The organism is Sphingobium sp. RSMS (genome assembly GCF_005406185.4).
GTDB classification, from domain to species: domain Bacteria; phylum Pseudomonadota; class Alphaproteobacteria; order Sphingomonadales; family Sphingomonadaceae; genus Sphingobium; species Sphingobium fuliginis.
The window spans coordinates 2,118,892-2,143,201 of sequence record NZ_CM191257.1; the positions used below are offsets into that span (position 1 = coordinate 2,118,892).

At 63.4% G+C, this 24,310-nt stretch carries 25 protein-coding genes; 9 read left to right on the top strand and 16 right to left on the bottom strand.

What is annotated here, in order from left to right:
- Window positions 1–148 precede the first annotated feature (148 nt).
- From EGM87_RS10150 to EGM87_RS10170, 5 genes are read right to left on the bottom strand one after another with little or no spacing between them, the layout of a single operon-like run.
- On the bottom strand, window positions 149–616 hold the full coding sequence (locus tag EGM87_RS10150) for an SRPBCC domain-containing protein (RefSeq protein ID WP_044660048.1): 468 nt from the start codon (window positions 614–616) through the stop codon (window positions 149–151).
- The gene (locus EGM87_RS10155) at window positions 613–1,104 is read right to left on the bottom strand and encodes a VOC family protein (protein ID WP_025552101.1); all 492 of its coding nucleotides are present in this window, start codon (window positions 1,102–1,104) and stop codon (window positions 613–615) included. Before EGM87_RS10155 ends, EGM87_RS10150 begins: the two co-directional genes overlap by 4 nt.
- An 11-nt stretch (window positions 1,105–1,115) precedes the next feature.
- Window positions 1,116–1,919: a VOC family protein gene (locus tag EGM87_RS10160; RefSeq protein WP_044660049.1), complete on the bottom strand. Its 804-nt coding sequence runs from the start codon at window positions 1,917–1,919 to the stop codon at window positions 1,116–1,118.
- 38 nt (window positions 1,920–1,957) lie between these two features.
- Window positions 1,958–2,320 carry a DUF1428 domain-containing protein gene (locus tag EGM87_RS10165; protein WP_044660050.1) on the bottom strand — a complete coding sequence of 121 codons (363 nt, stop codon included), beginning with the start codon at window positions 2,318–2,320 and terminating at the stop codon, window positions 1,958–1,960.
- A gap of 28 nt (window positions 2,321–2,348) precedes the next feature.
- On the bottom strand, window positions 2,349–2,789 hold the full coding sequence (locus EGM87_RS10170; RefSeq protein WP_025552095.1) for a VOC family protein: 441 nt from the start codon (window positions 2,787–2,789) through the stop codon (window positions 2,349–2,351).
- Window positions 2,790–2,914: 125 nt separating this feature from the next.
- On the opposite strand from EGM87_RS10170, the gene EGM87_RS10175 reads away from it, so the two are divergent.
- Window positions 2,915–3,586: a winged helix-turn-helix transcriptional regulator gene (locus EGM87_RS10175; protein ID WP_044660051.1), complete on the top strand. Its 672-nt coding sequence runs from the start codon at window positions 2,915–2,917 to the stop codon at window positions 3,584–3,586.
- 48 nt (window positions 3,587–3,634) lie between these two features.
- Here the strand turns inward: EGM87_RS10175 and EGM87_RS10180 are convergent, their stop codons facing one another.
- Window positions 3,635–4,375 (bottom strand): SDR family oxidoreductase, encoded by a 741-nt coding sequence (locus tag EGM87_RS10180; protein ID WP_044660052.1) that lies wholly within the window; start codon window positions 4,373–4,375, stop codon window positions 3,635–3,637.
- Between the two features lie 99 nt (window positions 4,376–4,474).
- Here EGM87_RS10180 and EGM87_RS10185 point away from each other — a divergent pair, with 99 nt between their 5' ends.
- A complete protein-coding gene (locus EGM87_RS10185; RefSeq protein ID WP_025552091.1) occupies window positions 4,475–4,909 on the top strand; it encodes a winged helix-turn-helix transcriptional regulator in 435 nt (144 codons plus the stop codon).
- A 4-nt stretch (window positions 4,910–4,913) separates the two neighbouring features.
- Here the strand turns inward: EGM87_RS10185 and EGM87_RS10190 are convergent, their stop codons facing one another.
- From EGM87_RS10190 to EGM87_RS10200, 3 genes are all read right to left on the bottom strand, one after another.
- A complete protein-coding gene (locus EGM87_RS10190; RefSeq protein ID WP_044660053.1) occupies window positions 4,914–5,753 on the bottom strand; it encodes a hypothetical protein in 840 nt (279 codons plus the stop codon).
- A gap of 252 nt (window positions 5,754–6,005) precedes the next feature.
- Entirely contained in the window at window positions 6,006–7,016 is a 1,011-nt protein-coding gene (locus EGM87_RS10195) for an NAD(P)H-dependent flavin oxidoreductase (protein WP_044660054.1), read from the bottom strand.
- A 131-nt stretch (window positions 7,017–7,147) separates the two neighbouring features.
- Window positions 7,148–8,413, bottom strand: coding sequence for an aspartate kinase (locus EGM87_RS10200; RefSeq protein ID WP_025551431.1), 1,266 nt, complete (start codon window positions 8,411–8,413; stop codon window positions 7,148–7,150).
- Window positions 8,414–8,593: 180 nt separating this feature from the next.
- On the opposite strand from EGM87_RS10200, the gene EGM87_RS10205 reads away from it, so the two are divergent.
- From EGM87_RS10205 to EGM87_RS10215, 3 genes are read left to right on the top strand one after another with little or no spacing between them, the layout of a single operon-like run.
- Window positions 8,594–8,821, top strand: coding sequence for a hypothetical protein (locus EGM87_RS10205; RefSeq protein WP_044660055.1), 228 nt, complete (start codon window positions 8,594–8,596; stop codon window positions 8,819–8,821).
- Window positions 8,822–8,853: 32 nt separating this feature from the next.
- A complete protein-coding gene (ubiG, locus tag EGM87_RS10210; RefSeq protein WP_044660056.1) occupies window positions 8,854–9,591 on the top strand; it encodes a bifunctional 2-polyprenyl-6-hydroxyphenol methylase/3-demethylubiquinol 3-O-methyltransferase UbiG in 738 nt (245 codons plus the stop codon).
- A gap of 5 nt (window positions 9,592–9,596) precedes the next feature.
- Window positions 9,597–10,190, top strand: coding sequence for a YdeI/OmpD-associated family protein (locus EGM87_RS10215; protein ID WP_044662742.1), 594 nt, complete (start codon window positions 9,597–9,599; stop codon window positions 10,188–10,190).
- A 114-nt stretch (window positions 10,191–10,304) separates the two neighbouring features.
- On the opposite strand, the gene EGM87_RS10220 is transcribed toward EGM87_RS10215, so the two are convergent.
- Complete coding sequence (locus tag EGM87_RS10220; protein ID WP_253719058.1) at window positions 10,305–11,015, bottom strand: hypothetical protein; 711 nt, start codon at window positions 11,013–11,015, stop codon at window positions 10,305–10,307.
- A 202-nt stretch (window positions 11,016–11,217) separates the two neighbouring features.
- Window positions 11,218–12,033 (bottom strand): HpcH/HpaI aldolase/citrate lyase family protein, encoded by an 816-nt coding sequence (locus EGM87_RS10225; protein WP_044660058.1) that lies wholly within the window; start codon window positions 12,031–12,033, stop codon window positions 11,218–11,220.
- A gap of 80 nt (window positions 12,034–12,113) precedes the next feature.
- Here EGM87_RS10225 and EGM87_RS10230 point away from each other — a divergent pair, with 80 nt between their 5' ends.
- Both EGM87_RS10230 and EGM87_RS10235 read left to right on the top strand, forming a co-directional pair.
- Window positions 12,114–13,085, top strand: a complete 972-nt coding sequence (locus EGM87_RS10230; protein ID WP_044660059.1) for an SPFH domain-containing protein — start codon at window positions 12,114–12,116, stop codon at window positions 13,083–13,085.
- A complete protein-coding gene (locus tag EGM87_RS10235) occupies window positions 13,082–13,528 on the top strand; it encodes an NfeD family protein (RefSeq protein ID WP_025551422.1) in 447 nt (148 codons plus the stop codon). The genes EGM87_RS10230 and EGM87_RS10235 overlap by 4 nt, the downstream gene beginning before the upstream one ends.
- Window positions 13,529–13,906: 378 nt before the next feature.
- Here the strand turns inward: EGM87_RS10235 and EGM87_RS10240 are convergent, their stop codons facing one another.
- The 5 genes from EGM87_RS10240 to kce form a co-directional block, all read right to left on the bottom strand.
- Window positions 13,907–14,668, bottom strand: a complete 762-nt coding sequence (locus EGM87_RS10240; RefSeq protein ID WP_044660060.1) for an SDR family NAD(P)-dependent oxidoreductase — start codon at window positions 14,666–14,668, stop codon at window positions 13,907–13,909.
- Window positions 14,669–14,682: 14 nt separating this feature from the next.
- Window positions 14,683–15,867 (bottom strand): acetyl-CoA C-acyltransferase, encoded by a 1,185-nt coding sequence (locus tag EGM87_RS10245; protein ID WP_044660061.1) that lies wholly within the window; start codon window positions 15,865–15,867, stop codon window positions 14,683–14,685.
- Between the two features lie 110 nt (window positions 15,868–15,977).
- Window positions 15,978–17,273 carry a pyruvate dehydrogenase complex dihydrolipoamide acetyltransferase gene (locus EGM87_RS10250; protein WP_044660062.1) on the bottom strand — a complete coding sequence of 432 codons (1,296 nt, stop codon included), beginning with the start codon at window positions 17,271–17,273 and terminating at the stop codon, window positions 15,978–15,980.
- A gap of 1 nt (window position 17,274) precedes the next feature.
- The gene (locus tag EGM87_RS10255) at window positions 17,275–19,614 is read right to left on the bottom strand and encodes a thiamine pyrophosphate-binding protein (RefSeq protein ID WP_044660063.1); all 2,340 of its coding nucleotides are present in this window, start codon (window positions 19,612–19,614) and stop codon (window positions 17,275–17,277) included.
- Between the two features lie 86 nt (window positions 19,615–19,700).
- Complete coding sequence (gene kce / locus EGM87_RS10260) at window positions 19,701–20,627, bottom strand: 3,5-dioxohexanoate:acetyl-CoA acetone transferase (protein WP_037483882.1); 927 nt, start codon at window positions 20,625–20,627, stop codon at window positions 19,701–19,703.
- Between the two features lie 391 nt (window positions 20,628–21,018).
- Here kce and EGM87_RS10265 point away from each other — a divergent pair, with 391 nt between their 5' ends.
- The gene (locus EGM87_RS10265) at window positions 21,019–21,612 is read left to right on the top strand and encodes a VOC family protein (RefSeq protein WP_044660064.1); all 594 of its coding nucleotides are present in this window, start codon (window positions 21,019–21,021) and stop codon (window positions 21,610–21,612) included.
- Between the two features lie 260 nt (window positions 21,613–21,872).
- Complete coding sequence (locus tag EGM87_RS10270) at window positions 21,873–24,290, top strand: TonB-dependent receptor (RefSeq protein ID WP_044660065.1); 2,418 nt, start codon at window positions 21,873–21,875, stop codon at window positions 24,288–24,290.
- The last annotated feature ends 20 nt before the right edge of the window (window positions 24,291–24,310 follow it).

A 24,310-nucleotide genomic window follows, 5' to 3' on the forward strand; every position in this document is an offset into this window, starting at 1 on the left:
CGACCTAGAGCCAATCGACATTCAGAAGATGACGAGCCGAAAATGGTGGTTTTCCGTGACCCGGAGCGCAGCCTACTCAAAGTAGGTGAGCACCGGAAGCACGGAAAAGCGTCATTTGCAGGCCGTCAGGGCTGAATGTCGATTGGCTCTAAGCCATGCCCGCCGAAGTCTCGCACAAAGCCTTGAACTGCTCGGCCATCTGGTCCCAACCGGGGTGGAATCCCATCTCCTCATGCTTCGCCATCGCTCCGGCATCCCAATGCCGGGCCGTCGCGGTGAAGCGCGTCCCCTCCCCCTCCACGGCAAAGCTCCAGATCGCCGTCATGAAGGGCGTCTGCGGTATCCAGCCGGAGGCATAGGCGTCGGTCGTCACCACCTTCTCCTGCGGCACCACCTCCAGCACGATGCCTTCCATCGGCCCCGTGTCCTCGCCATTCGGGCCGAACATCCGCACCGCGCTCCGCCCGCCGGGCCGCAGATCCTCCTCGATCACCTCGGCGCGCCAGGGCTTCGGGCAGAACCATTGGTCCTTGAGGTCCGTCCATACCTTCCACACGATTTCGCGCGGGGCGGCGATGTGACAGGTCACCGATAGTTCGAATTCCGCCGCGCTCATGCCGGCCTCCCCTCGAAAGCCGCCTTCATCCGGGCGGTATCCAGCTTCTGCATGGTCATCATCTCGTTCATCATCCGCTGGATGCCCGGTCGGTCGCCGGTCTTGTAAAGGTCCATGATCTCCTGCGTCACCAGCTGCCAGGACAGGCCATATTTGTCCTTCAGCCAGCCGCACGGGCCCGGCGACCCCCCATCGGCTGTCAGGGCATCGAAATACCGATCGATCTCCGCCTGATCCCGACAGGCGACGGACAGCGAGACCGCCTCTGTGAAAGGAAATTTCGGCCCGCCGTTCAGCGCCTGATAGCTTTCCCCGAACAGGGTGAATTCCACCAGCAGCACGTCCCCGCCCTTGAACGGACTGGGGCTGGGATTATCGTCGGGATAGCGGCTGATGAAATCCACCGATCCCCCGAACAGGGATGTGTAGAAGCGCGCGGCCTCCTCCGCCTGCCCGTTATACCACAGGCAGGGTGAAATCTTCGACATGGTTCCTCTCCTTATGCCGTGCCGGATCGCATGCCCACCAGCGCGAACATCGCGCCCTGGGGGTCGGTCGCCTGGATGATCCAGGCCCCGCCCGGCACCTCCATCGGGCCGTTCAGCACGGTTCCGCCGCCGGCCTTCACCTTCTCCGTCGCGATGTCGATGTCCGGCACGACGAAGTAGAAGAGCCAGACCGGCACCGGCACCTCCGGGGGACGGGCCATGATGCCGCCCGTCATGCTCTGGAAATCGGTGCCGCCGGTCTGGGAGACGAGCTGATAGCTGCCCATTTCCCCCATATCCATGGCCTCGCCCTTCGCCCAGCCGAACTGCCCGGTGTAGAAGGCCAGGTCGGCGTCGAAAGCGCCGCTGTAAAGTTCATGCCAGCCGACATGACCGTTCGCCATCGGTGGTGCGGGCTCCATCCCGTCGGGACTGGACCCCTTGAGCAGCATGAACGCCGCCCCGCCCGGATCGCTCATCACCGCGAAGCGCCCGACGCCCGGAATGTCCTCCGGCGCGCGCTTCACGCTGCCGCCCGCCCCGGCCAGCCGCTTCGCATCCGCATCCACATCGGCCGAACCGACATAGCCACCCCACCAGGGCGACATGCCGCGATCCTTCGCTTCGGCCGGAATGGACATGATCCCGCCCATCGGCCCGGCGCTGCCCGACACGACATGATAGGGATCATCGGTCCGCTCCCCGCCAAAAGGTTGCGCGGTCCAGCCGACGATGTCGCCATAGAAGGCGATCGCCGCCTGCGGATCGCTGGTCATCAGTTCATACCAGAAGAATTTGCCGTTCAGGTCGGTCATTTCCAGCCTCCCTCAAGCCCAGTTTTCGATCCCTGCCCTCAGGCCCTGGCGTCGAGCAGCACTTCGAACCCGCCATAGATCAGCCGCGCACCGGCGAAAGGCATGTCTTCCCCTTCCTTCGGCTCCATCCGCGGATCGTTCATGACCTTCTCCGCCCCTGCATCGCGAGTCGCCTTGTCGGGCCATTCGATCCAGGAAAAGACGACCTCCTCATCCTCCTCCGCGATCACGGCGGTGCGGAAATCGTTGACCTTGCCCGGCTTGACGTCGTTCGCCCAGCATTCCACGACCCGCAGCGCGCCATGTTCGATGAAGATCGGCGCGGCATAGGCCGCCACTTCCCTGTACCGCTCCTTGTTGCCCTTGGGCACGGGGATCACGAAACCGTCCATATAGCTCATCGTTTCTCTCCTTAAGGAAAGGCGGAGTTCAGGCGGCGGCTTCCTTGTTCACCGCCAGCGCCGCTTCCATATCCATCCACGCCACTTCCCAGATATGGCCGTCCAGGTCGGCAAAGCTGCGGCCGTACATGAAGCCATGGTCCTGCCGGGGATTGGGCTCCGCACCGCCCGCCGCCAACGCCTTCTCCGTCGTCCGGTCGACATCGGCGCGGCTCGCCTCGCTAAGGGCAAGCAGCACCTGGGCCGTTTCATGCGCGTCCGGAATGCGACGCGGCGTGAAGCCGGCAAACCGCTCCCGCGTCAGCAGCATCACGTGGATATTGTCGGAAAAGCTCAGCATCTGCGCGCTGTCGTCCGCAAAATCATTGTTCCGGACCGCGCCCACCGCCTCGTAAAAGGCTATCGAGGCGGCCAGATCCTTCACCGGCAGGTTGACGAAAATCATTTTCGGAGCGGGGGCGTTCGGCATCACACATCTCCTTGGGATCATCCTGGCCTGTGGCCTTTTCCCGACTCACCGGCTTGAACTTTATGCACTGATAGATTATCTTATACAACCTATAAGTTAGGAAAAATAACCAAGGACTTCCTCTCGTGAAAAAGCGGGCCTATCAGGATGGTTGTGCAACGGCCCATGCGCTGGACCTGATCGGGGATCGCTGGGCCATGCTGATCATGCGGGAATTGATGCTCGGTCCCAAGCGTTTCACCGATTTGCGCGCCAGCCTGCCCGGAATCAGCGCCAACGTGCTGACGCAAAGGCTGGAGGAGCTGGAAGCGGCCAGCATCCTCATCCGCCGCCGCCTGCCCCCGCCCGCCGCCAGCCAGATTTATGAGCTGACGGAATGGGGCCGCGAGTCGGAGATATTGTTCCAGGTGCTGGGACGCTGGGCATCCCGCTCTCCCACGATGCAGCCCGGCATGCCGATGAGCAATGCGTCGGTGATCCTGTCGATGCGCACGATGATCGACCGAGACCGCATAGGCGATCTGGATGCGACCATCGGCCTGCGCTTCGGGGAGGAGGAGTTCCGCCTGACCCTGAAGGATGGCGATTTCACCGCCGGGCGCGGCGAAGCGGGCGGTGCGGACGCAATCTTCTCCGGCGACCAGAATGGACTGGCCGCCGTGATCTATGGCGGCCTGACGTTCGAGGACGTGGCCGACTCGCTTCAGGTGGAGGGGGACAGGGCCCTTGCGGCACGCTTCGTCCGCCTGTTCCCCTTGCCGCCAAAGGCGCCTTCGACGACCACGCCAGCGTCATGAGGCCCCATAATCCTCCCCATGCCGGGCATGGGGAGGTTTCATGTCCGCTCAATGCCCGGCGTTCAAAATCCCGAACACCTGCTCAAACTCCCCGCGCCGCTCCGCTTCGCGCAGGAACTTCACCCGTTCGACGCAGATTTCCTCCAGCGGCGGCTGCTGCGCCAGCAGCCCCATGACTTCCGCTATGAATTCGTCCAGCGGCATCATCTGCGGATTTTCCGCATGGCCGGGCATCAGGTCGGTCTGCACTCCCGGCGGCGCCAGTTCGATCACCTCGACATTGCTACCCCTGAGCTGATGCCGCATCGACTGCGACCAGCTATGGAGCGCCGCCTTGGTTGCGCTGTAGGTGGGAGTGGCCGCCAGCGGGACGAAGGCCAGACCCGACGTCACCGTCATCAGCGTCGCCGCCTCCAGCCCCAGCAGATGCGGCAGCAACACATGGGTCAGGCGGATCGGCCCCAACAGGTTCGTGGCGACGGTGGCCTCCGCTATGGCAAGGTCGATCCGCTCCTCCACAACCATGATCCCGGCATTATGGATCACGACATTGAGCGCGGGGAAGTCCGCGACCAGCTTTCCGGCGAAGGCCGCGATCGCCGCCGCGTCCTCCATGTCGACGGTCAGGGCTGCCATGCCCGGATGCTCCGCCGCCACGGCGTCCAGCGCCGCCTGCCGCCGCCCGGCGATGATGACCTGATTGCCGGCCGCATGGAATTCATGCGCCAGCGCCGCGCCGATGCCGGAACCGCCGCCGGTGATGAGGATGGTGTTGCCGCTCTTACGCATGGTCTTCTCCTTTTGCGATGGTGTGACCGGCAATCTAGAGCTACACTCTCTTTTTGAAAGAAGGCACCGAAAAGTGCCATACGCACCAAGAGGTGAGAAATGGAAAATCCGTTGCAAAAACGTTTTGCCCCGGCTGAAATCGCCGAAGCGGAAGCCTTTATCGACACCAATCCCGAAGCGCCGCTGGACCCTCGGATCGAACGACTCGTCAACGATCTGATCGGCCGGGTCGCGGATAAATGGACGCTGCTGGTCCTCGAACTGCTGGAGGAAAGGGGCACGCTCCGCTTCACCCGCATTGCCGAACAGGTGGAAGGCATCAGCCAGAAGATGCTGACCCAGACATTGCGTCAGATGGAGCGCGACGGCCTCGTCATCCGCACCGTCCATCCCGTGGTGCCGCCGCGCGTCGAATATGCGCTGACGCCGCTCGGCAACAGCCTCAGCGCCGCCTTTTGCGGCGTCTGGGTCTGGGCGGAGCGCAATCTGGAAGCGGTGGAGGAAGCCCGGCGCCGTTTCGACACGCGCGACTGAGGGATTATTGCGCGGGAATGAAGGTTTCCCGCATGGGCGTCAGCGGGAATGTCGGCACCTCTACCCGTACCGGAGCGCCGGGCACCAGAGCCGATGGCGGCGTCCCCGGCGCACCGGGCGCAAAACCGGCCGCGATCTCCCTGGGCGGGGTCGGCGGCGGCGGCAGCGGCGTTGGCGACACCACCACGCTCACCGTCCCGCCGAAGCGCGACTGCCATTCGGCCAGCCGCCGCAGATAATCGGCATAGGCGGCGTAGAATTCCTGGAACGGCTTTTCCAATTGGGTGAGCGCTTCGGGCGCATAGGCCAGCAGCTGGTTCGACGGCATGGCCAGTATCTTCGCCCCCACCTCTATGGCCACGGGGCAGAAGCTTTTCGTCACCGGCGGCAGCGCAAAGAAATTATAGACGACGGTGTTGAGCAGTTCCCGCGCCTTCAGCCCGCCCTGACCGTAAGCGACATAATAATTGCGGTCGACCGCCGCGTTCGCTTCGCGCAGGGCCGCCTCATGCACATGCAATATCCGGTTATACTGGATGCGCGCCGGTTCGTTCACGCCATGACAGGAAAGCGCCGCGACGTTCAGCGCCATGCGCACGTGCCACAGCGCCGTATTGGCCGTCACGCCGCGATTGGGCGTCAGATATTTACCGTCCTCGCCCACATCCGGAATGCCCATTTCCTCGACCGCCCCCATCGGCGGCAGGGGCTTTATCGTGGGCACCACCGGGGGTGGCGGCGTGGGCGGCGCCTTCTTCTCGGGCGTGGAACAGCCTGCGATCAGCGCGAGCGCGGTGACAGATGCAAACTCACAGAAACGGCGAACGACGGTACGCGGCGGCACCCTGGCATCCCTTTGATCATTATCCGGACGTCACAACTCATCGCAGAGCGAAGCGTTCCTGACGACCAAAGCGGGCTCGGCTCGTCCGGGGAGGGATTCGGTTCGTCCCATTTGCCCTGCGACGCGCACCTGCGAAGGGAATGCGGTATGCCCCAGGCCGCTGCGTCAAAATCGGACGCTGGTCGCGCGCTCCAAGTTTTTGTTGCGTATCCTTTGAAGCAGAAAACCGGTCCCGCTTTTCTGCACGATATCCTAGATGCGCCGTTCCAGCGCCGCCGCCGCTTCGTCCATCAATTGCGCGATGATGTCGGCCACCGGCTCCTCCTTCGACACCATGCCCACCGACTGCCCGGCCATCAGCGAACCGCCCTCGACATCGCCGTCGATCACGGCGCGGCGAAGCGCACCCGCCCAATAATGTTCGATCTGGAGCTGCGCCTCGCCCATGTCGACCGCGCCGCTGTCGAGCAGATTGGCGACCTCCCGCTGCTTGGCCGTAAAGGCCTCGGTTCCCGCGTTTTTCAGCGCCCGCACGGGGATGACCGGCAGGCGCGGGTCGATCTGCACGCTGGCGATCGCATCGCGGGCCGATGCACGGAAAAAGGCCTTCTTGAAGTTCGGATGGGCGATGCTCTCGACCGCGCAGGCAAAGCGGGTGCCCAGCTGCACGCCCGCCGCGCCCATTTCCAGATAGCCGGCGATCAGTTCGCCACGCCCGATGCCGCCGGCGACGAAGACGGGAAGCTGCGACGCCATTTCCGGCAGGATTTCCTGCGCCAGCACGCTGGTCGACACCGGGCCGATATGTCCGCCCGCCTCCATGCCCTCGATCACCAGCGCATCCACCCCGGAACGCGCCAGCTTCTTGGCCAGCGCCAGCGCGGGAGCGAAGCAGATCAGCTTCGCGCCCTTCTCCTTGATCGCCTCGATACTGCCCTTGGGCGGCAGGCCGCCGGCGAGGACGACATGTCCGACCTCATGTTTCGCGCAAACCTCGATCAGCTCGAAAAGCTGCGGGTGCATGGTGATGAGGTTGACGCCGAAGGGCTTGCCCGTCAGCGCCTTGGTCGCCGCGATCTCCCTGTCGAGCAGCTCGGGAGTCATGGCCCCGCAGGCGATCACGCCGAAGCCGCCCGCATTGGAGATGGCCGCAACCAGATTGCGCTCCGACACCCAGCTCATCGCCCCGCACAGGATCGCGACCTCGCAACCCAGGAAATCGGTGCCGCGGGCCATCAGGGAAGCGAGTTTGGCGTTGGTCATGTTCAAGCCCTTAGAATCATAAAGCCCCTCCCCTTCAGGGGAGGGGTTGGGGTGGGGGTTCTCCCCACGCGCTATTTTGTGGGGCAGTCCCCCATCCCCGGCCCCTCCCCTGAAGGGCAGGGAAGGAAAGGTCAAGCGACCGGCGCGTCCAGGCCATAGGCCGTGTGCAGCACACGCACCGCCAGTTCGGTCTCATCCTCGTCGATCAGCACCGAAACCTTGATCTCGCTGGTCGAGATGGCGAGGATATTGATGCCGCGATCAGCCAGCGACTTGAACATGGTGCTGGCGACGCCCGCATGGCTCTTCATGCCGACGCCGACGACCGACACCTTCGCCACCTTCGTATCCGGGATCACCCGGTTGAAGCCGATCACGTCCTTCTGGCTTTCCAGCACGTCCAGCGCCCGTGCAAGATCCGCGCCCGGCACGGTGAAGGTCACGTCCGTCTCGCCCTTGTCGCGGCCGACATTCTGGATGATCATGTCCACGTTGATCGCGGCGTCGGCCAGCGGCCCGAAGATGTGCGCCACCGCGCCCGGACGGTCCGGCACGCGGGTCAGGGTGATCTTCGCCTCATTCTTGTCATGGGCGATGCCGGTGATGAGCTGACGTTCCATCTTGTCTTCCTTGAGCTTGGCTTCCAGTTCCTCTTCGCTGACGATCAGCGTGCCGGGGAGGTCGTCCTGGGTGGGATCATCGAAGGAGGAAAGCACCTGCACGACCACGCCTTCCTTCATGGCGAGGCCGACCGAGCGGGTCTGGAGCACCTTGGCGCCGACCGAAGCCAGTTCCAGCATCTCCTCATAGGTGACGAGGTCGAGCTTGCGCGCCCGCGCCACGATGCGGGGATCGGTGGTGTAGACGCCGTCGACGTCGGTATAGATGTCGCAGCGGTCCGCCTTCACCGCCGCCGCGACGGCAACGGCCGAGGTATCGGACCCGCCGCGGCCGAGGGTGGAGATGCGGCCATCCTCCATCATGCCCTGAAAGCCGGGGATGACCGCCACCGTGCCCGACCGCATCGACGCCAGCAGGTCGATCGTGTCGATGTCCCCGATGCGCGCCTTGGCATGGGCTTCGTTGGTGCGGATCGGAAGCTGCCAGCCGAGCCAGCTCCGCGCATCCACGCCCATCGCCTTCAGCGTCATGGCCAGCAGGCCGCTCGTCACCTGTTCGCCGGAAGCAACGACGACATCATATTCCGCCGGATCGTAGAGCGGCGAGGCTTCCTTGCAGAAACCCACCAGCCGGTCGGTCTCCCCCGCCATGGCGGATACGACGACGGCGACCTCATGCCCCTGTTCGACGACATGTTTGACCCGTGCGGCCACGTTGCGAATTCGCTCCATCCCCGCCATGGAGGTGCCGCCGAATTTCATCACGATGCGCGCCATTTGCCTGTCGAACCCGCCTGCTGAAAAGAAATAAAATGCCCCGGAGGGGCGCGAAAACGGCGCTCCTATTAGCAGCAGCGGCGAATATGGCAAGCAAAGCGACAGAGTAGCGGCAGCAGCGGAAGGAACCGACCCGCCTGCCGGTCATTGCCCGTCCGGGGACCAGGAACGGAGGATGCGATGGAAAGCAGCTTATGGGCGATGGTGACGATCGGCGGGCCGATCCTGCTCGGGATCGTGCTGATTTTCGTGATGCTCAGCAACCGCAGGCACCGGACGCCGGAAGAGATGCGCCGCACCGAGGATGCGACGCGGGACCTCTACCGTCGCCTCGACCAGGAGGACAAGGCGCGCGAATTCGGATCGGCGGCGCCGGGCAATGCAAGACAGGCCGAAAAACAGCCATAGCCTGCACCCCCGGACACTGGTAGCAGGAGGCCATGGAGAATATTGCGTCCAGCACCATCGACCCGCGTGAAGCCGCCCATTTCGGCACCATGGCCGCCGACTGGTGGAATCCCCATGGCAGCAGCGCCATGCTGCACAAGCTCAATCCGGTCCGGCTGCGCTATATTCGCGATGCCGTCGACCGGCATTGGCCGGGGCGGAGCCATGATTTCCGTCCGCTGGCGGGCCGCCGCGCCCTGGACGTCGGCTGCGGCGCCGGCCTGCTGGCCGAACCGCTGGCGCGCCTGGGCGCTAGCCTGACCGCGCTGGATGCGGCGGAGGAGAATATCGCCGTGGCGCGCAACCATGCCGCGGGGCAAGGCCTCGCCATCGACTATCGCGCCACGCCGGTGGAACGACTGGAGGAAACAGGTTTCGACCTCGTCACCTGCATGGAGGTGATCGAACATGTGGCGGACCCGGCAGCCTTCGTCGCCGCGCTGGCGGAAAAGATGGCCCCGGACGGCCTGCTGATCCTTTCGACGCCCAACCGCACCCCCCTCTCCCGCCTTGCCATGATCACCATCGGGGAAAGCATCGGCGGCATCCCCAAGGGCACGCATGACTGGCACAAATTCCTCAATCCCGAGGAACTTGCGAAGCTGCTGGAGAATGCGGGGCTGGAGGTGATCGACAGCAGCGGACTCAGCTTCTCACCGGCCAGGGGCTTCATCCTTTCGCCCAACAAGGCGATCAACTATCTGCTGACCGCCCGGCACCGGCAGGGCTGATGGCGATGGCGGTCGATCCCCGCATCGACGCCTACATCGCCCGGCAGGCCGATTTCGCACAGCCGATCCTCCGCCATTTGCGCGGTCTGATCCACGCGGCATCGCCGGACATTGCGGAAACCGTCAAATGGGGCATGCCCTTCTTCACCTATCGGGACAAAAACCTCTGCAACATGGCCGGCTTCCAGCGGCATGTCGCCTTCGGCTTCTGGCATGACAAGGTTGCGCCGGACAGCAGTCGTGGCGAAGCCATGGGCCAGTTCGGCCGGATTCGAAGCCTGCAAGATCTGCCGGACGATGCCACGATCGCAGCTCTTTTGAGGAAAGCCATGGCGTTGATAGAGGCAGGCAACGAGCCACGCAGCGGCGTGAAGACGCCTCGCGCACCGCTCCCCCTGCATCCCGCTTTCGCGGCGGCCCTCGACGCCGACCCTGCCGCCGCGGCAACATGGGCAGGCTTCCCGCCCGGCAAGGTGCGCGACTATTGCGAGTGGATCAACGATGCGCAAACGGATGCCACCCGCGACAGGCGCATCGCACAGGCGGTCGAATGGATCGCGGCGGGCAAGGGCCGCAACTGGAGATATGAAAAACGCTGAGAAGCGGTGAGCCGGGGATGGAGACCGGAGGAACGCAGCGGGGACTGAAAAAGCGTTCCGGGGCTCGCATTTCCCCGTGCCGCGCTCCCCAAAGGCGCGGCACCCATGACACCCTCAACTCACCGGCTTCGCCACAGCCACCATCGTCGGCTGGGCATCCGACACGGCATCCTTCGGCGCCACATCGGCAGCCGGAGTCTTGAGGCTCGCGGCAGCCGATTGTAGCGCAATGGCCGCCGCCTCCAGCGCTGCGGCCGCCGATTGCGGCGTGACGGCGGGCGGTGCCGCTTCCGCCACGGCAACCGGCATCGCTGGTTCCGCCACCGGCGGCGGCGCGGCCAAAGGCGCCGCAGCAGCCGTCTTCAGTTCACAGACATCGCCCACGCCAGCCGGCTTTTCCGAAAAATTCCGCGCCAACACAGGCAGTTCGTCCTGACCGGCGTTGGTGGCCAACGTCATCAGCGTGTCGGCCATTTGACAGAAACCCGCCGATTGCACGCCATCCGTATGACTGTTGGCCATTTTCGTGATGAAGTCGTCATAGGCACGTTGCCCGTCGGCAATGCCGTTTTCACGCATGAAACGCAGTTTCAATGCATTATTATATTTGTCCGCATTTCCCATCCTCTCATAGAATTTATCGTATTTCGCGGTGATTTCGCTATTGGTCGATCGGCATTTCAGCGATCCCAGCATCAACATGATCTGAAGATCTCTGACACGCGCTGCCTCTATTTCATAAGGCTGCCAGCACTGTACCTCCCCCGCGGACGCAGCGCCGCCGAAAAAGAGCGCAACGATACAACTGGCGGCACTCGCCGCCATCCTCAACCTGGACATGATGGACCTCGCAGAATCTCCGACCCCGCAAATCAAACATTAACATTTTGCCATAAAAATGCCATTAATTTTTATTTGACAGTGACATTTATGACGCATCCGGAAACATCGCGGATTCACGTCCTTTCCCTGATTTTATGACCGTTGCACCGGGTTATCCATGCGGATATTTCAGTTCCGGCATCGGCTATGCCGTCACGGCGTCGGCCCGCGCGATCAGCGCCCTCGCCTCCTCGACATGCATGCTTTCGATCATTCGCCCCTCGAACCGCTCGGCCCCGCCCGTCGCCGCCTCGACCAGCCGCCGTGCATCGGCGACGGCCTGGGGGTCGGGACCGAACACCTGATTGGCGACCGGCACCTGGCTCGGATGGATCAGCGTCTTGCCGTCGAAGCCCAGCGCATGCCCCGCCGCGCACTCGCTTTCGAAACCCGCTTCATCGTCCAGCCGGTTGAAGACACCATCGAACACGGCGATCCCCGCCGCTCGCGCCGCAAGGATGACGGATTGCAGGGACAGGGCCAGCCCTTCCCGCCCGGCCGACGGCGGTATCCCCAAATCCTGCCGCAGATCGTTATTCCCCATGAACAGCCCCGCGCAGCCCTCCGCCGCCGCGATCGCCTGCGCCGCCAGCACGCCCGTCGCGCTCTCGATCATCGCGATCACCGGCTTGTGGCAGACGCTGAACACATCCTTCACCTGACGGGGATTTTCCACCTTGGGCAGCACCACATAATCCGCGGCCGATGCCTTGAGCGCGACCATCTCCCGCCCATGAGAGGGCGCGCCCTCGACATTGATGCGCACTGCCGAGAGACGACTGCCAAATCCCTCCGCAACCGCTTCGACCGCATTGGCCAGCGCTTCTTCCTTGCGGCCGTCGGGCACCGCATCCTCCAGATCCAGTATCACCATGTCGCAGGACAGCGTCCGCGCCTTGGCAATGGCGCGCGGGTTGGACGCGGGAAGGAACAGCAGCGATCGGGCGTGGCGCAACAACATGATGGAACTCCTATCACTTTGCCTTTTCCCATTCATGATTTCGCGTCATAGTCCAAGCGGATTTCGGGGGAGAGGCAGAGATGCTGACGACATTCGCGCTGACGGTGACATTATTGGTGCTGTTCTACCTGGCGGTGAGCGTCAAGGTCGTGCGCCAGGGCTATCAATATACCATCGAACGCTTCGGCCGCTTCACCGAAGTCGCGCGCCCCGGCCTGAATTTCTACCCTGCCTTCTTCTACGCCGTCGGGCGGAAGATCAACATGATGGAACAGGTGGTCGACATTCCGGGGCAGGAGATCATCACCAAGGACAACGCCATGGTCTCGGTCGACGGCGTCGTGTTCTTCCAGGTGCTGGACGCGGCCAAGGCGGCCTATGAAGTGTCGGAACTCTATGTCGCGATCATGCAGCTCGCGACCACCAACCTGCGCACGGTCATGGGGTCGATGGACCTGGACGAAACCCTGTCCAAGCGCGACGAGATCAACGCCCGCCTGCTCTCGGTGGTCGACCATGCCACCAATGCATGGGGCATCAAGATCACCCGCGTGGAACTCAAGGACATCCGCCCGCCCGCCGACATCGTCAACGCCATGGGCCGCCAGATGAAGGCCGAACGCGAGAAGCGCGCCCTGATCCTCGAATCGGAGGGGCTGCGCGCATCGGAAATCCTGAAGGCCGAAGGGCAGAAGCAAAGCCAGATCCTGGAAGCGGAGGGCCGCCGCGAAGCCGCCTTCCGCGACGCCGAAGCCCGCGAGCGCGAGGCGGAGGCCGAAGCCAAGGCAACGCAGATGGTTTCCGAAGCGATCGCCAGCGGCAACGCGCAGGCGATCAACTATTTCGTCGCCCAGAAATATGTCGAGGCGGTGAGCCAGTTCGCCACCTCCCCCAACGCCAAGACGATCCTTTTTCCGGTGGAGGCGACTCAGCTGATCGGCACATTGGGCGGCATCGGCGCGCTGGCCAGGGAGGCTCTGGGAGACGCCGCGCCTCCACCGCCGCCCCCTGCCCCGTCGCGGCGCGGGCCGTTCGGACAGGGGCAGGCATGACCGACTGGCTCGCCATGCTGGACGACCATTGGGGCTGGCTGGTCTTCGCCGCGCTGCTCGCCATGGGTGAAGTGGTGATACCGGGCGTATTCCTGATCTGGGTCGCGCTGGCCGCCGCGCTGACCGGTCTGGTCGCTCTCGCGTTTCCGGTCTCCATCCCCCTTCAGTTGCTGCTTTTCGCGGGCCTTTGCCTGCTGTCGGTCTGGGGCGGGCGACGCTGGTACACCGCCAATCCGGTGGACTCGCAAGACCCGCTCCTCAACGACCGCACCGCCCGGCTGGTGGGAGAGGTCGTCACCGTCGTCGAACCCATCGACAATGGCCGGGGCCGGGTGAAGGTGGGCGACAGCGTCTGGTCGTGCAGAGGCCCCGACTCGCCAGTCGGTGCAAGAATGAGAGTGACGGGCGCGGAAGCTGCGGTGCTGACCGTGGAACCGGCTTGATGGCGATGACCCAAGTTGCGGATCGCATCGAGGATGTTCTGAAGGCGAACCATCCCGGCGGTTGAGATCACCGATGACAAGCTTGGTCGCCGCGCGGGAAACAGATGTTCAGCCACGAAGCCCCAAGATGAAGCGCTTCTCTCTTCCCAAAACCCGACCTCTGAAAAGCCATGGCTCCACGCCGTTCAGGCGGATCTCCGACAGAGGACGACAATATCGACAGCAAGCGAATGCTGATCCGGGTCGAACAGGGCAAGGGCGGCATGGACCGCGAGGCCATGCTCTCGCCGCAGTCGCCCGAACCGCTTCGGCATTTGGCGCCGTTGCGGAAAAGCGCTCGATCATTTCTGCCTTGACATTCGGGCCGCCGCTGCGCGCTTATTTGGGGGCCATCCTGATCGCTCCGTCCAGGCGAATGACCTCTCCGTTCAACATCGGGTTGGTTATGATGCTTTCCACCAATTGCGCATATTCGCCGGGCTGCCCCAACCGGCTGGGGAACGGCACCTGCTTTCCGAGGGAGTCCTGGGCCTCCTGGGGCAGTCCGGCGAGCAGCGGCGTCCAGAAGATGCCCGGTGCGATCGCCATGACCCTTATGCCATAACGCGCAAGCTCTCGCGCTATCGGCAGTGTCATTCCAACGATTCCACTCTTCGACGCGGCATAGCCGGCCTGACCGATCTGCCCATCATAGGCGGCAACCGACGCCGTGTTGACGATGACACCGCGCTCCTCGCCAACAGGTTCGGCGGTGTGAAGCCGCGCGGCGAAGGCGGAGAGCACATTGAACGAACCTATGAGATTGATCGTCACGATCCTGGAGAAGTCGGCAAGCGGCATCGGACTGCCGTCGCGATCTATCACCTTGCGCGGCGTGGCGATGCCGGCGCAATTGATCAGGATGCGAGCGACGCCGTGCCGCGCCTCAGCTTCCGCGATCGCCGCGTGAACGGCGACTTCGTCCGTCACATCCACGGCCAGGAAATGTCCTCCCAACTCCTCCGCCTGTGCGGAGCCGAGCTTCGAATTGAGGTCGAAGATCGTGACCCTGGCTCCTAAGCGGGCAAGGCGCAGTGCCGTGCCAGCCCCGAGCCCCGATGCGCCTCCCGTGACGATTGCTGCAACGCCATCGATGTTCATCGCTTGTCTCTCCCTCAAATCAGTTCAATTGCCATTGCGGTCGCTTCGCCGCCGCCGATGCACAGGGCCGCGACGCCGCGCCGACCGCCCCGGCGTTGAAGCGCCGCCAGCAAGGTTGCCAGAATGCGCGCGCCCGACGCGCCTATCGGATGGCCCAGGGCTGTCGCCCCGCCATTTACATTGAGGCGGTCATCGGGGATTGCCAAATCGCGCGCCGCGATCATCGCTACCGCGGCAAAGGCTTCGTTCACCTCGAACAGGTCGACATCCTCAACCGACCAGCCTGTTCTGCCGAGCAACGTCCGGATGGCGTGAACGGGAGCGGTGGTGAAGAGCGCGGGAGCATGCGCATGCGCCGCGGCCCCGCTCAAGCGCGCTATTACCGGCATTTTGAGCCGCTCGGCAACGCTCCGCCGAGTCAATATAATGGCCGCCGCGCCATCGGAGATCGATGCCGAACTCGCCGCAGTGATCGTGCCGTTTGACGCGAATGCAGGCTTTAACGTCGGTATTTTCTCCGGCCGCGCCCTCCCCGGCTGCTCGTCCGTTGCGATGAATTGCGAGCCTGACCGCGTCCTTACAGGCACCGGCACGATTTCTTCGGCGAAGGCGCCCGTTTCGATTGCGGCCCGCGCCCGCTCCAGCGACCGAAGCGCATAGGCATCCTGCATCTCGCGCGTGAACTGATAGGCATCCGCCGTATCCTGCGCGAACGCGCCCATCGGCTTGCCCACGCTATAGGCATCCTCGAGACCGTCCATCATCATTGTGTCGATGACGCGGTCATGTCCGATCCGAGCGCCAGAGCGATGTTTGGGAAGGGCATAGGGCGCATTGGTCATGCTTTCCATGCCTCCGGCGACGATGACGTCGGCGGCGCCCGCTCGCAGCGCTTCGGCCGCCATGATGATTGCCTGCATGCCAGAGCCGCACATTTTGTTCACTGTCGTGGCCTGAACGCTCTCCGGAAGCCCGGCGCCGAGAGCGGCCTGTCGCGCCGGCGCCTGGCCGAGCGCCGCCGGCAGCACGCATCCCATGTAGATGCGGTCGATTGCTTCGCCCGGCACCTTGGCGCGTTCGACTGCCGCACGGACGGCGATAGCGCCAAGCTCCGTTGCGGCGACCGATGAAAACGCGCCTTGAAACCCGCCCATCGGAGTGCGGGCATAACTGGCAATCACGATAGGGTCGGTCTGCATAAATTTCCTTCAGCTTCAGGCGGATATGTCCGCTCCTGCTCCACGGATCTGGACAGCGCCTTCCTCGAATGATTTGAGGAAGAACAAGCGCCCCCCGGCACTTGTCATGATCAACTGCACAGCAGGATCGGCGTTTCGACAAGGCCGCGGAATGACTGCATGAACTGGGCCGCCAGGGCGCCGTCGATTGCGCGATGATCGAAGCTCGCCGTCGTCGCCATGATCGTCGCGAGCCCCACGGCACCATCGACCTTCCACGGCTGCTCCACCCCTGCGGCCGTGCCCAGAATGAGAGCCTGGGGCGGATTGATCACCGGAAACATCTCGTCGATCCCGAACATGCCGAGATTGGAGATCGAGCAGGTGCCGCCCTGATATTCCTCGGGCAGCAGCTTGCCATCGCGCGCCTTCGCGGCGAGCGCCTTCGTCTGCGTCGCTATGGCGGAAAGCGACAGCGCCTCAGCGCCCTTGATCACCGGAGTGATGAGGCCGCCGTCGATCGCAACCGCCATCGATATGTCGACGCGCGCGAAGCGATGCAGCTCCTCGCCGCCGAACTGGACGTTCGCGTCCGGCACTTCGACGAGCGCGAGCGCCAGGGCCTTGATCAGCATGTCGTTGACGCTGAGCTTGATGCTGCGCGGCGCGAGAGAGGCGTTCAATTCTCTGCGCAGCTTCAACAGCGGATCGATGTTGCAGCGTGCCGTCAGGTAGAAGTGCGGCACCGTCTGCTTGGATTCGGTGAGGCGCCGCGCGATGGTCTTTCGCATCGAACTGAGCTTGACCGTCTCGACAGGAACGCCGGAAGGCGGTGGGGCGATGGTCGCGACAGGGGACGGCACGGCGTCGATCGACCGTGCGACCGGGTCGTGGCGCGGGGTGACCAATGGCCCGATGCCAAGATCGGCGCGAACGATGCGGCCGTTGGGGCCGGTACCGGTGATGCCGCCAAGGTCAATGCCCTTCGCCTCCGCAATGCGCAATGCAAGCGGGCTAACCTTCACCCGCTCGGCGGGCGACACACGGGTGCGCGGCGCCGGCACCCTTGGCGCGGGCTTTGGCCGGACCGACTCTGGAGCGGATGGAGCGAGCGCTTGCGCGGCCTCGACAGGTCGGGCGATCGTCGGCTCGGCGCCGGCCAGCACCGGCCTGGGCGCGGTCTCGCCATTCTCCGCCATGACGGCAATGACCGTGCCGACCGCAACGTCTGCCGTTCCTTCGGGAACCACGAGGTTCGTTATCCTCCCCTCGTCCACGGCTTCGAATTCCATCGTGGCCTTGTCGGTCTCGATCTCGGCGAGGAGATCGCCGGCCTTCACCAGATCGCCCTCGGCGACCAGCCATTTTGCCAGCGTGCCCTTTTCCATCGTCGGCGACAGCGCCGGGATCTTCAGTTCGATGGCCATGTCAGTTTCCCAGGAAAAGTTCGGCGGCGGCTTCGATGATGGCGTCGCTGTCCAGCCGATAGGCGTGATAGAGATCGGGCAGGTCCCCGGTCTGGCCGAAACGGTCGGTCCCGAGCGGGCTCACCCGCATGCCCTTGACGCCGCCGAGCCAGGACAGCGCGGCGGGCGATCCGTCGAGCACCGTCACCAGGCCCGCGCCCGGTGCCAGCGCGGATAGCAACGTCTCAGCATGGCAGGGCGCGGCCGTTTCATCGGTCCAGCGCGCGGCGCGACGGGCCGACCAGCCGCGATGGAGCAGGTCAGGTGAGGTGACATTGAGCAGGCCGAGACCCGGAATGTCGTCGACAAGCTTTTCCCACGCCGCCAACGCTTCGGGCGCGACGACGCCGGTGAAGGCAATCGCGGCTTCAGCCCCTTCGGAAGGACGACGCAGCCAGTAACCGCCCTTCAACAGGTCGGCTTGCCAGCTGACGTCATCGCGTGCGACCTGCGGGATCGATCGGGTCGTCAGGCGCAGATAGACGGAGCTGCCGTCAGGCTGCTGCATATGGTCGAAGGCATAAGCCATCATCATGGCCAGCTCGTCGGCATAGGCCGGCTCGAAATAGGTGAGATTGGGCTGACCCATGCCGATCAGCGGGGTGTTGATCGACTGGTGCGCGCCGCCTTCCGCTGCCAGCGTGATTCCCGACGGCGTGCCCACCAGGAGGAAGCGGGAGTCCGAATAGCAGCCATAGTTCAGCGAATCGAGACCCCGGGCGATGAACGGGTCGTAGACAGTGCCGACCGGCAGCAGCCGTGTACCGAAATGCGGTGCGGCAAGGCCCAGCGAGGCCAGCATGAGGAAGAAGTTGTTTTCTGCAATGCCCAGCTCGATATGCTGACCCGCCGCATGCTGCGCCCATTTCTGTGCCGAGGGAATCTTCGCCTTGTGGAACACGTCGGCCAGCTCCTGCCGGCGAAACAGGCCGCGCTGGTTGACGAAGGCGCCGAGATTGGTGGTCTGGGTGACGTCAGGCGCGGTGGTGACAATGCGATCGGCCAGCTCCTCGCCCGATTTGGCGAGGTCGAGCAGGATGCGTCCGAAAGCGGCCTGGGTGGATTGTTCGGCACCCTCGGGCGCGCGGATCGCCGGAACGGCGATTGCGGGCGCCAGCGGTTCCGTCTTGACCTTCGCGATCGGACTGTCGGCGATGAAAGCCTTCAGCTCTGTTGCGGCATTGTCGCCAAGGCCGCCCCAGGGTTCCCACTCCTCGCCTTCCCTGATGCCCAGGCCGGTGCGGAACTGCTCCATCTGGGCCGGGTTCATCATGCCCGAGTGATTGTCCTTGTGGCCCGCGAGCGGCAACCCGTGGCCCTTGACCGTATAGGCGATGAACAGGGTCGGCCGGTCGTCCTGCGCGCTGTCGAATGCGTCGACCAGCGTTTCGATGCAATGGCCGCCCAGATTGGTCATGAGCCGCGCCAGAGCCTCGTCGTCATAGCTGTCGAGCAGCTTCCGGGCGTTCGGTTTCTGGCCGATGTCGGCCATCAACCGCTCGCGCCAGGCTGCACCACCCTGATAGGTCAGCGCAGCGAATTCGGCGTTCGGGCAGCTGTCGATCCACTCTTCCAGCGCCTTGCCGCCTGCCTGAGCGAAGGCGGCCTGCTGCATCTTTCCGTACTTTAGCGTGACAACGCGCCAGCCACATGTCTCGAAGATATCGTCGAAGCGCCGGAACATGCGATCCGCCGTGGTCGCATCCAGCGACTGGCGGTTATAGTCGACGATCCACCAGCAGTTGCGCAGATCGTGCTTGTAACCCTCGATCAGGCATTCGTAGATATTGCCCTCGTCGAGTTCGGCATCGCCCATCAGCGCGATCATGCGACCCGCATCCTCCTCCCGCACCTGGCCGTGCGCGATAAGATAGTCCTGGACGAGTGAAGAGAAAGCCGTGACCGCGACGCCCAGGCCGACCGAGCCCGTGGAGAAGTCGACGGGGATAGTGTCCTTGGTACGGGAAGGATAGCTTTGCACACCCCCCAGACCGCGGAATTTCTGCATGCGATCGAGGGTCTGGTTGCCGAGCAGGTAATGGATGGCATGCAGTACCGGCCCCGCATGCGGCTTGACCGCCACTTTGTCCTGCGGACGAAGGGCATGGAAGTAGAGCGCCGCCATGATCGCGGTCATCGACGAACAACTGGCCTGATGGCCGCCGACCTTCAGGCCATCACGTTTCGGCCGAAGATGATTGGCGTTGTGAATCATCCAGGAGGAAAGCCACAATAATCGCGTATCGAGATGCTCGAGCGCGTTGACGATGTCGCGTCGCGACTGGCTGCTCGCGGCTTCCATGCACTTGATCCTTCGAATTCGATCGGCGGTCGATAAATTGAGGAGGGCCGCCGCGGGTGTCACACCCTCCGCGGCTTCTTGCGTGATCAGATGAGCGTCCGGTCGGCGCCCTTCAGGCCCAGCATTTCGCGCGCTTCGGCGGGTGTCGCGGGCTCATGGCCGAGTTCGGCCAGGATGCGCTTGATCTTCTCGACCTGCTGGGCGTTCGATGCGGCGAGTTCGCCACGTCCGATATAAAGACTGTCCTCAAGCCCGACGCGAACATGCCCGCCCAGCAGCGCCGCCTGGGTTATGAACGGCATCTGGTGGCGGCCCGCCGCCAGCACCGACCATTTATAGCTCTCCTTGCCGAAAAGCCGGTCCGCGGTTTCCTTCATGAACACGAGGTTTTCGAGGTGCGCGCCCACTCCACCCAGGATTCCGAAGACCATCTGGACGAAGAATGGCGGCTTGATCAGGCCACGATCGATGAAGTGCGCCAGCGTGTAGAGATGCGAAAGGTCATAGCATTCATGCTCATATTTGGTGCCCATGCCGCCCAGCGTCTCGAACATATAGGCGATGTCACGGAAGCTGTTGCGGAAGACATAATCGTCCGAATTGGCAATATAGTCCTTTTCCCACGGATATTTCCATTCCGTGATCTTGCCCGCCACGGGAAACAGCGCGAAGTTCATGCTCCCCATGTTGAGCGAGCATATCTCGGGCTGGAACCGGAGCGCGGCCGCGATGCGCTCCTGGACGGGCATGGTCAGACTGCCGCCGGTGGTAAGGTTGATGACCGCGTCGGTGCGCTGCTTGATCACCGGCAGGAAACGCGCGAACACCTCCGGATCGCCGGTCGGGTGGCCATCCTCGGGCCGACGTGCGTGCAGGTGGATGATCGCGGCCCCTGCTTCGGCGGCGGCAATCGACTCCTCAGCGATCTGTTCGGGGGTAATCGGCAGCGCATCGGACATGGTCGGCGTATGGATGCCTCCCGTGATTGCGCATGAAATGATGACTTTGGCCATGAAGCTCTCCATTAATAGGCCACCGCGCAAACCTCTCGGATCGCTTGGATTATTGCCTCGCCTAGCGGACGGCATGAGCCTCCCAATAGGCGCGCCCCCATGGCATGGGCAGATGGCGCATCCCGCCCTGAGATGCGTGGCAGGCATCGCTCAGGTCCCTTGATTGCGCTTGCTGCGGATGTGCGGATGCCAGGCAGCCGATAGGTGCCAGCTATCGCCGGCAAGTTTCTGCCATATCGGTTTTATAGCTTTGGGCGACTAAACTCCCGCGATGCGGAGCGCGCAATCCTGCGGGTTTGTTCGGCGAAGGGCGGCGCCCGAAGGAAACAAGGCGCACAAATGATGGGCGGCGTGGCCGTCCCGACGGAAAAGAGAGACTAAGGAGAAGACAATGCAGATGCTTGATGAACGCCGATCCGAGATCGCGGCGAAAATTGTTCCGCCTTCGAAACTCGCTCATTTTGTTCTCCGCACGTCCCGCTTCACGGAGATGGTGGATTGGTACAAGCTCGTGATGCATGCGACGGCCGCCTACGAAAATCCGGGCTTGTCTTTCCTGTCCTACGATGAAGAGCATCATCGCATCGCGATCGTGGCCGTTCCCGATCTGCACGACCAGGACGGTTCCGATGTCGGCCTGCATCATATCGCCTTCACCTATGACTCGCTTCACGACCTGCTGGAAAATTATCAGCGCCTGAAAGATCTTGGGATCGCGCCTGCATGGGCGATCAATCATGGCCCCACCACCTCGCTCTACTATCGCGACCCGGACGGCAATCATCTCGAATTCCAGGTCGAGAATTTCGAGACTGTCGAAGAATCGACGAAGTTCTTCTTTACGGAAGAGTTCAACGTCAATCCCATCGGCGTCGAGTTCGACCCGGACATGTTGCGTCAGCGGATGCTTGCGGGTGAGGACGAGACGGAACTCAAACGGCGTCCTGCAAGCGGACCGGTGGGACTGGACGCAGTCAAGATCTGACGAGGCCGGGATTCCATCGGGAACCGCGTGCCGGGCCTGAACAGGGTCGAGGGATTCCGTCGGCCCAGGGCTGCTCGTAACTTGCGGCTGGCGCACGCGCGGCGCCGGCTGCTTCATCCGCTTCATCGAACCGACGGCCCTGATGCCCGCTGCCTATCATGGGACAGAAACCGCCATCGTTTCCTTGAATAGCTAATCTTCAATAATACAACAAAGCCGGTGAATGTCGGCAGATCATAGATAAATGTCGGGAGGAAAAGATGCGTGTATGGCTGGTGACGACCGTTGCGTCCGTTTGTTTGATGCCGGGGATCGCCCTCTCGCAAGGCGCGCCGGCGGGGTCGGCCGTGCAGGAACCCGCATCGGCGGAGGAATCCACCGCCAATGGAACGGGTCTGGAAGAAATCATCGTAACCGCCCAGCGCCGGGTCGAAAGCTCGCAGCGCGCGGCGGTTGCTATAAATGTCGTCGACGGCGCCGCGCTGCTGAAGGCCGGCGTGACGCAGGCGGATCGGCTCAACGAACAGGTTCCTGCGCTCTCCATCCAGCCGACGAGTACCGGCAATCTGATTTTCATCCGGGGCGTCGGCAATTTTACCCTTACCCAGAACAGCGATCCGGCCTCTGCGTTCAACTATGACGGCGTTTATGTGGGCCGCCCGACCGGCACGGTCGGCGTTTTCTACGATCTCGAACGGGTCGAGGTGTTGAAAGGTCCGCAAGGAACGCTGTACGGCCGCAACGCGACGGGCGGCGCGATCAACGTCATCCCCGTGCAGCCGAAGCCTGGCGATTTTTCCGGCCATGGCTCCCTGAGCTATGGCAATTACGATGCCCTCATCGCGGAAGCAGCGGTCAACATACCCATGGGCGATGACGGGGCTCTCCGCATATCGGGCATGCGCTCGAAGCGGGATGGCTATAATCGCGATGGAACATCTGACGAGGATATTGCCGCATTGCGCGTGCAGTTGAAGGCACGCCTGACGCCCAACCTGACCGTTCGCCTCGCCGCCGACCATGCGGATCTGGGCGGCGTGGGTACGAGCGTCGGTTACGACGGGCACTATGTCTATAATCCTCTGGCCGGCCGATACGCCTTTGCGCCGGCGAGCGTGCCTGCCTCCGATGGCGTGCTCACGCCTTTGGCGCAGGCCTATCGCGTCACCGTCAACGCCGGCCCCGCAGGCCGCAAGCTGGACCCGCTGGCCATCGCGCCCTATCAGAACAATCGGTTTTACGGCGCCAACGGGCTGATCGAGTGGACAACGCCAATCGGCACGCTCTCGGTCATCCCTGCATGGCGCTACAACAAGCTCGACTATCTGGCGACCAGCGGCGCCTTCGGGGCGCTCCAGCGCGAGACCGATGAGCAATACAGCCTTGAGGCACGTTTCGCCGGCAACCGCGTCGGCAGCATCGACTATACGATAGGCGCGCTTTACTATCATGAGGACATCTCTGCCGATGTCGCGCTGAGCACCTCGGCTTCGGCAGCATTCTCCAACGCGCGCTACGTCACGGAATCGATCGCGCCCTTCGGCCGGCTGACACTCCATCTGAACGACCGCGTCAGACTTGTCGGCGGTATCCGCTATACCGAGGATCGCAAGCGGTTCGCCGGCACGAGCATCTCAGGCGCGATCGTCTGCCAGCTACGGGTCGCGGGCGTGCCCACCTGTCCCAACGCTCCGCTCTTTCCCGTTGTGGAGACGCCGGCGCAGTTTCCCTTCGCCTTCCCCGCGGCGGGATCACCGCCGGTGCCGCTGCGCGTTGGCGGCGTGCCCACAGGGGCTCTCCTCATCCGCGGCGACCGAAACGACGATCAGCGCCTGACCAACCGCCGCGTGACATATCGCGGCGCGGTCGAGTTCGATCTGGCCCAGCAATCGATGCTCTATGCGAGCGTCGAAACCGGCTATCGGTCGGGCGGCTTTTCAGCCGCCACCGGTTTCGAGACATATGATCCCGAATTTATCACAGCCTATACGGTCGGATCGAAGAACCGGTTTTTCGACAACCGGGTGCAGCTCAACATCGAGGGTTTCTGGTGGGAATATAAGGACCAGCAGGTGTCGTCCGTCCGTCCCGACCTTGCCGGACGCATCACCAATATCACCCAGAATATCGGGCAGTCGCGCATTCGCGGTATCGAGGTGGAGGCGCGGGTGTTGGCCACTCCGACGACTTTGATCAGTGGCGACGTCCAGTATCTCGACAGCCGCAACAAGTCGTTCACCTACGTAAACCAGAATAGCGGCGTGCCGCCATTGACCGGCTGCATCGCCACTCTGGATACCGCGGCGAACCGTTATAATGTGGATTGCGCGGGCAAGCCGGGCTTCAACTCGCCGAAATGGACGCTGAACATCGCTGCCCAACAGACAATTCATGTCGGCGATTTCGACCTCGTCGCCAGTGCCGATACGCAATATCGCAGTTCCCGGTATCTGGGTTTCCTCTATCTCCCCGAACAGCGCGCCTCGGGCGTCTGGCGCAGCAATGCGCAGTTGAGCTTCGGTCCGGCGAACGGAAACTGGTCGATCGCTGCGTTCGTTCGCAACATCGAGAATAACCGCACCCCGGTCTTCTCCTCGACGCAACCCATCGCCAACATCCTCGTATCGACCCGCGCCGCGCCGCGCACTTATGGCGCCCGCGCCGCTGTGAAATTCTAGAGCAGATTCCGATCCGATTG

Excerpts from the sequence above, each read along its gene's own strand:
- EGM87_RS10265 (WP_044660064.1), top strand. The coding sequence starts at position 21,019 with ATGCAGATGCTTGATGAACGCCGATCCGAGATCGCGGCGAAAATTGTT.
- EGM87_RS10255 (WP_044660063.1), bottom strand. The coding sequence starts at position 19,614 with ATGGAAGCCGCGAGCAGCCAGTCGCGACGCGACATCGTCAACGCGCTC.
- EGM87_RS10270 (WP_044660065.1), top strand. The coding sequence starts at position 21,873 with ATGCGTGTATGGCTGGTGACGACCGTTGCGTCCGTTTGTTTGATGCCG.
- EGM87_RS10155 (WP_025552101.1), bottom strand. The coding sequence starts at position 1,104 with ATGTCGAAGATTTCACCCTGCCTGTGGTATAACGGGCAGGCGGAGGAG.
- EGM87_RS10205 (WP_044660055.1), top strand. The coding sequence starts at position 8,594 with ATGGAAAGCAGCTTATGGGCGATGGTGACGATCGGCGGGCCGATCCTG.
- EGM87_RS10240 (WP_044660060.1), bottom strand. The coding sequence starts at position 14,668 with ATGAACATCGATGGCGTTGCAGCAATCGTCACGGGAGGCGCATCGGGG.
- EGM87_RS10185 (WP_025552091.1), top strand. The coding sequence starts at position 4,475 with ATGGAAAATCCGTTGCAAAAACGTTTTGCCCCGGCTGAAATCGCCGAA.
- EGM87_RS10250 (WP_044660062.1), bottom strand. The coding sequence starts at position 17,273 with ATGGCCATCGAACTGAAGATCCCGGCGCTGTCGCCGACGATGGAAAAG.
- EGM87_RS10180 (WP_044660052.1), bottom strand. The coding sequence starts at position 4,375 with ATGCGTAAGAGCGGCAACACCATCCTCATCACCGGCGGCGGTTCCGGC.
- EGM87_RS10200 (WP_025551431.1), bottom strand. The coding sequence starts at position 8,413 with ATGGCGCGCATCGTGATGAAATTCGGCGGCACCTCCATGGCGGGGATG.
- EGM87_RS10195 (WP_044660054.1), bottom strand. The coding sequence starts at position 7,016 with ATGACCAACGCCAAACTCGCTTCCCTGATGGCCCGCGGCACCGATTTC.
- EGM87_RS10165 (WP_044660050.1), bottom strand. The coding sequence starts at position 2,320 with ATGAGCTATATGGACGGTTTCGTGATCCCCGTGCCCAAGGGCAACAAG.
- EGM87_RS10150 (WP_044660048.1), bottom strand. The coding sequence starts at position 616 with ATGAGCGCGGCGGAATTCGAACTATCGGTGACCTGTCACATCGCCGCC.
- EGM87_RS10215 (WP_044662742.1), top strand. The coding sequence starts at position 9,597 with ATGGCGGTCGATCCCCGCATCGACGCCTACATCGCCCGGCAGGCCGAT.
- EGM87_RS10230 (WP_044660059.1), top strand. The coding sequence starts at position 12,114 with ATGCTGACGACATTCGCGCTGACGGTGACATTATTGGTGCTGTTCTAC.
- EGM87_RS10170 (WP_025552095.1), bottom strand. The coding sequence starts at position 2,789 with ATGCCGAACGCCCCCGCTCCGAAAATGATTTTCGTCAACCTGCCGGTG.
- EGM87_RS10225 (WP_044660058.1), bottom strand. The coding sequence starts at position 12,033 with ATGTTGTTGCGCCACGCCCGATCGCTGCTGTTCCTTCCCGCGTCCAAC.
- ubiG (WP_044660056.1), top strand. The coding sequence starts at position 8,854 with ATGGAGAATATTGCGTCCAGCACCATCGACCCGCGTGAAGCCGCCCAT.
- kce (WP_037483882.1), bottom strand. The coding sequence starts at position 20,627 with ATGGCCAAAGTCATCATTTCATGCGCAATCACGGGAGGCATCCATACG.
- EGM87_RS10160 (WP_044660049.1), bottom strand. The coding sequence starts at position 1,919 with ATGACCGACCTGAACGGCAAATTCTTCTGGTATGAACTGATGACCAGC.
- EGM87_RS10220 (WP_253719058.1), bottom strand. The coding sequence starts at position 11,015 with ATGGCGGCGAGTGCCGCCAGTTGTATCGTTGCGCTCTTTTTCGGCGGC.
- EGM87_RS10245 (WP_044660061.1), bottom strand. The coding sequence starts at position 15,867 with ATGCAGACCGACCCTATCGTGATTGCCAGTTATGCCCGCACTCCGATG.
- EGM87_RS10235 (WP_025551422.1), top strand. The coding sequence starts at position 13,082 with ATGACCGACTGGCTCGCCATGCTGGACGACCATTGGGGCTGGCTGGTC.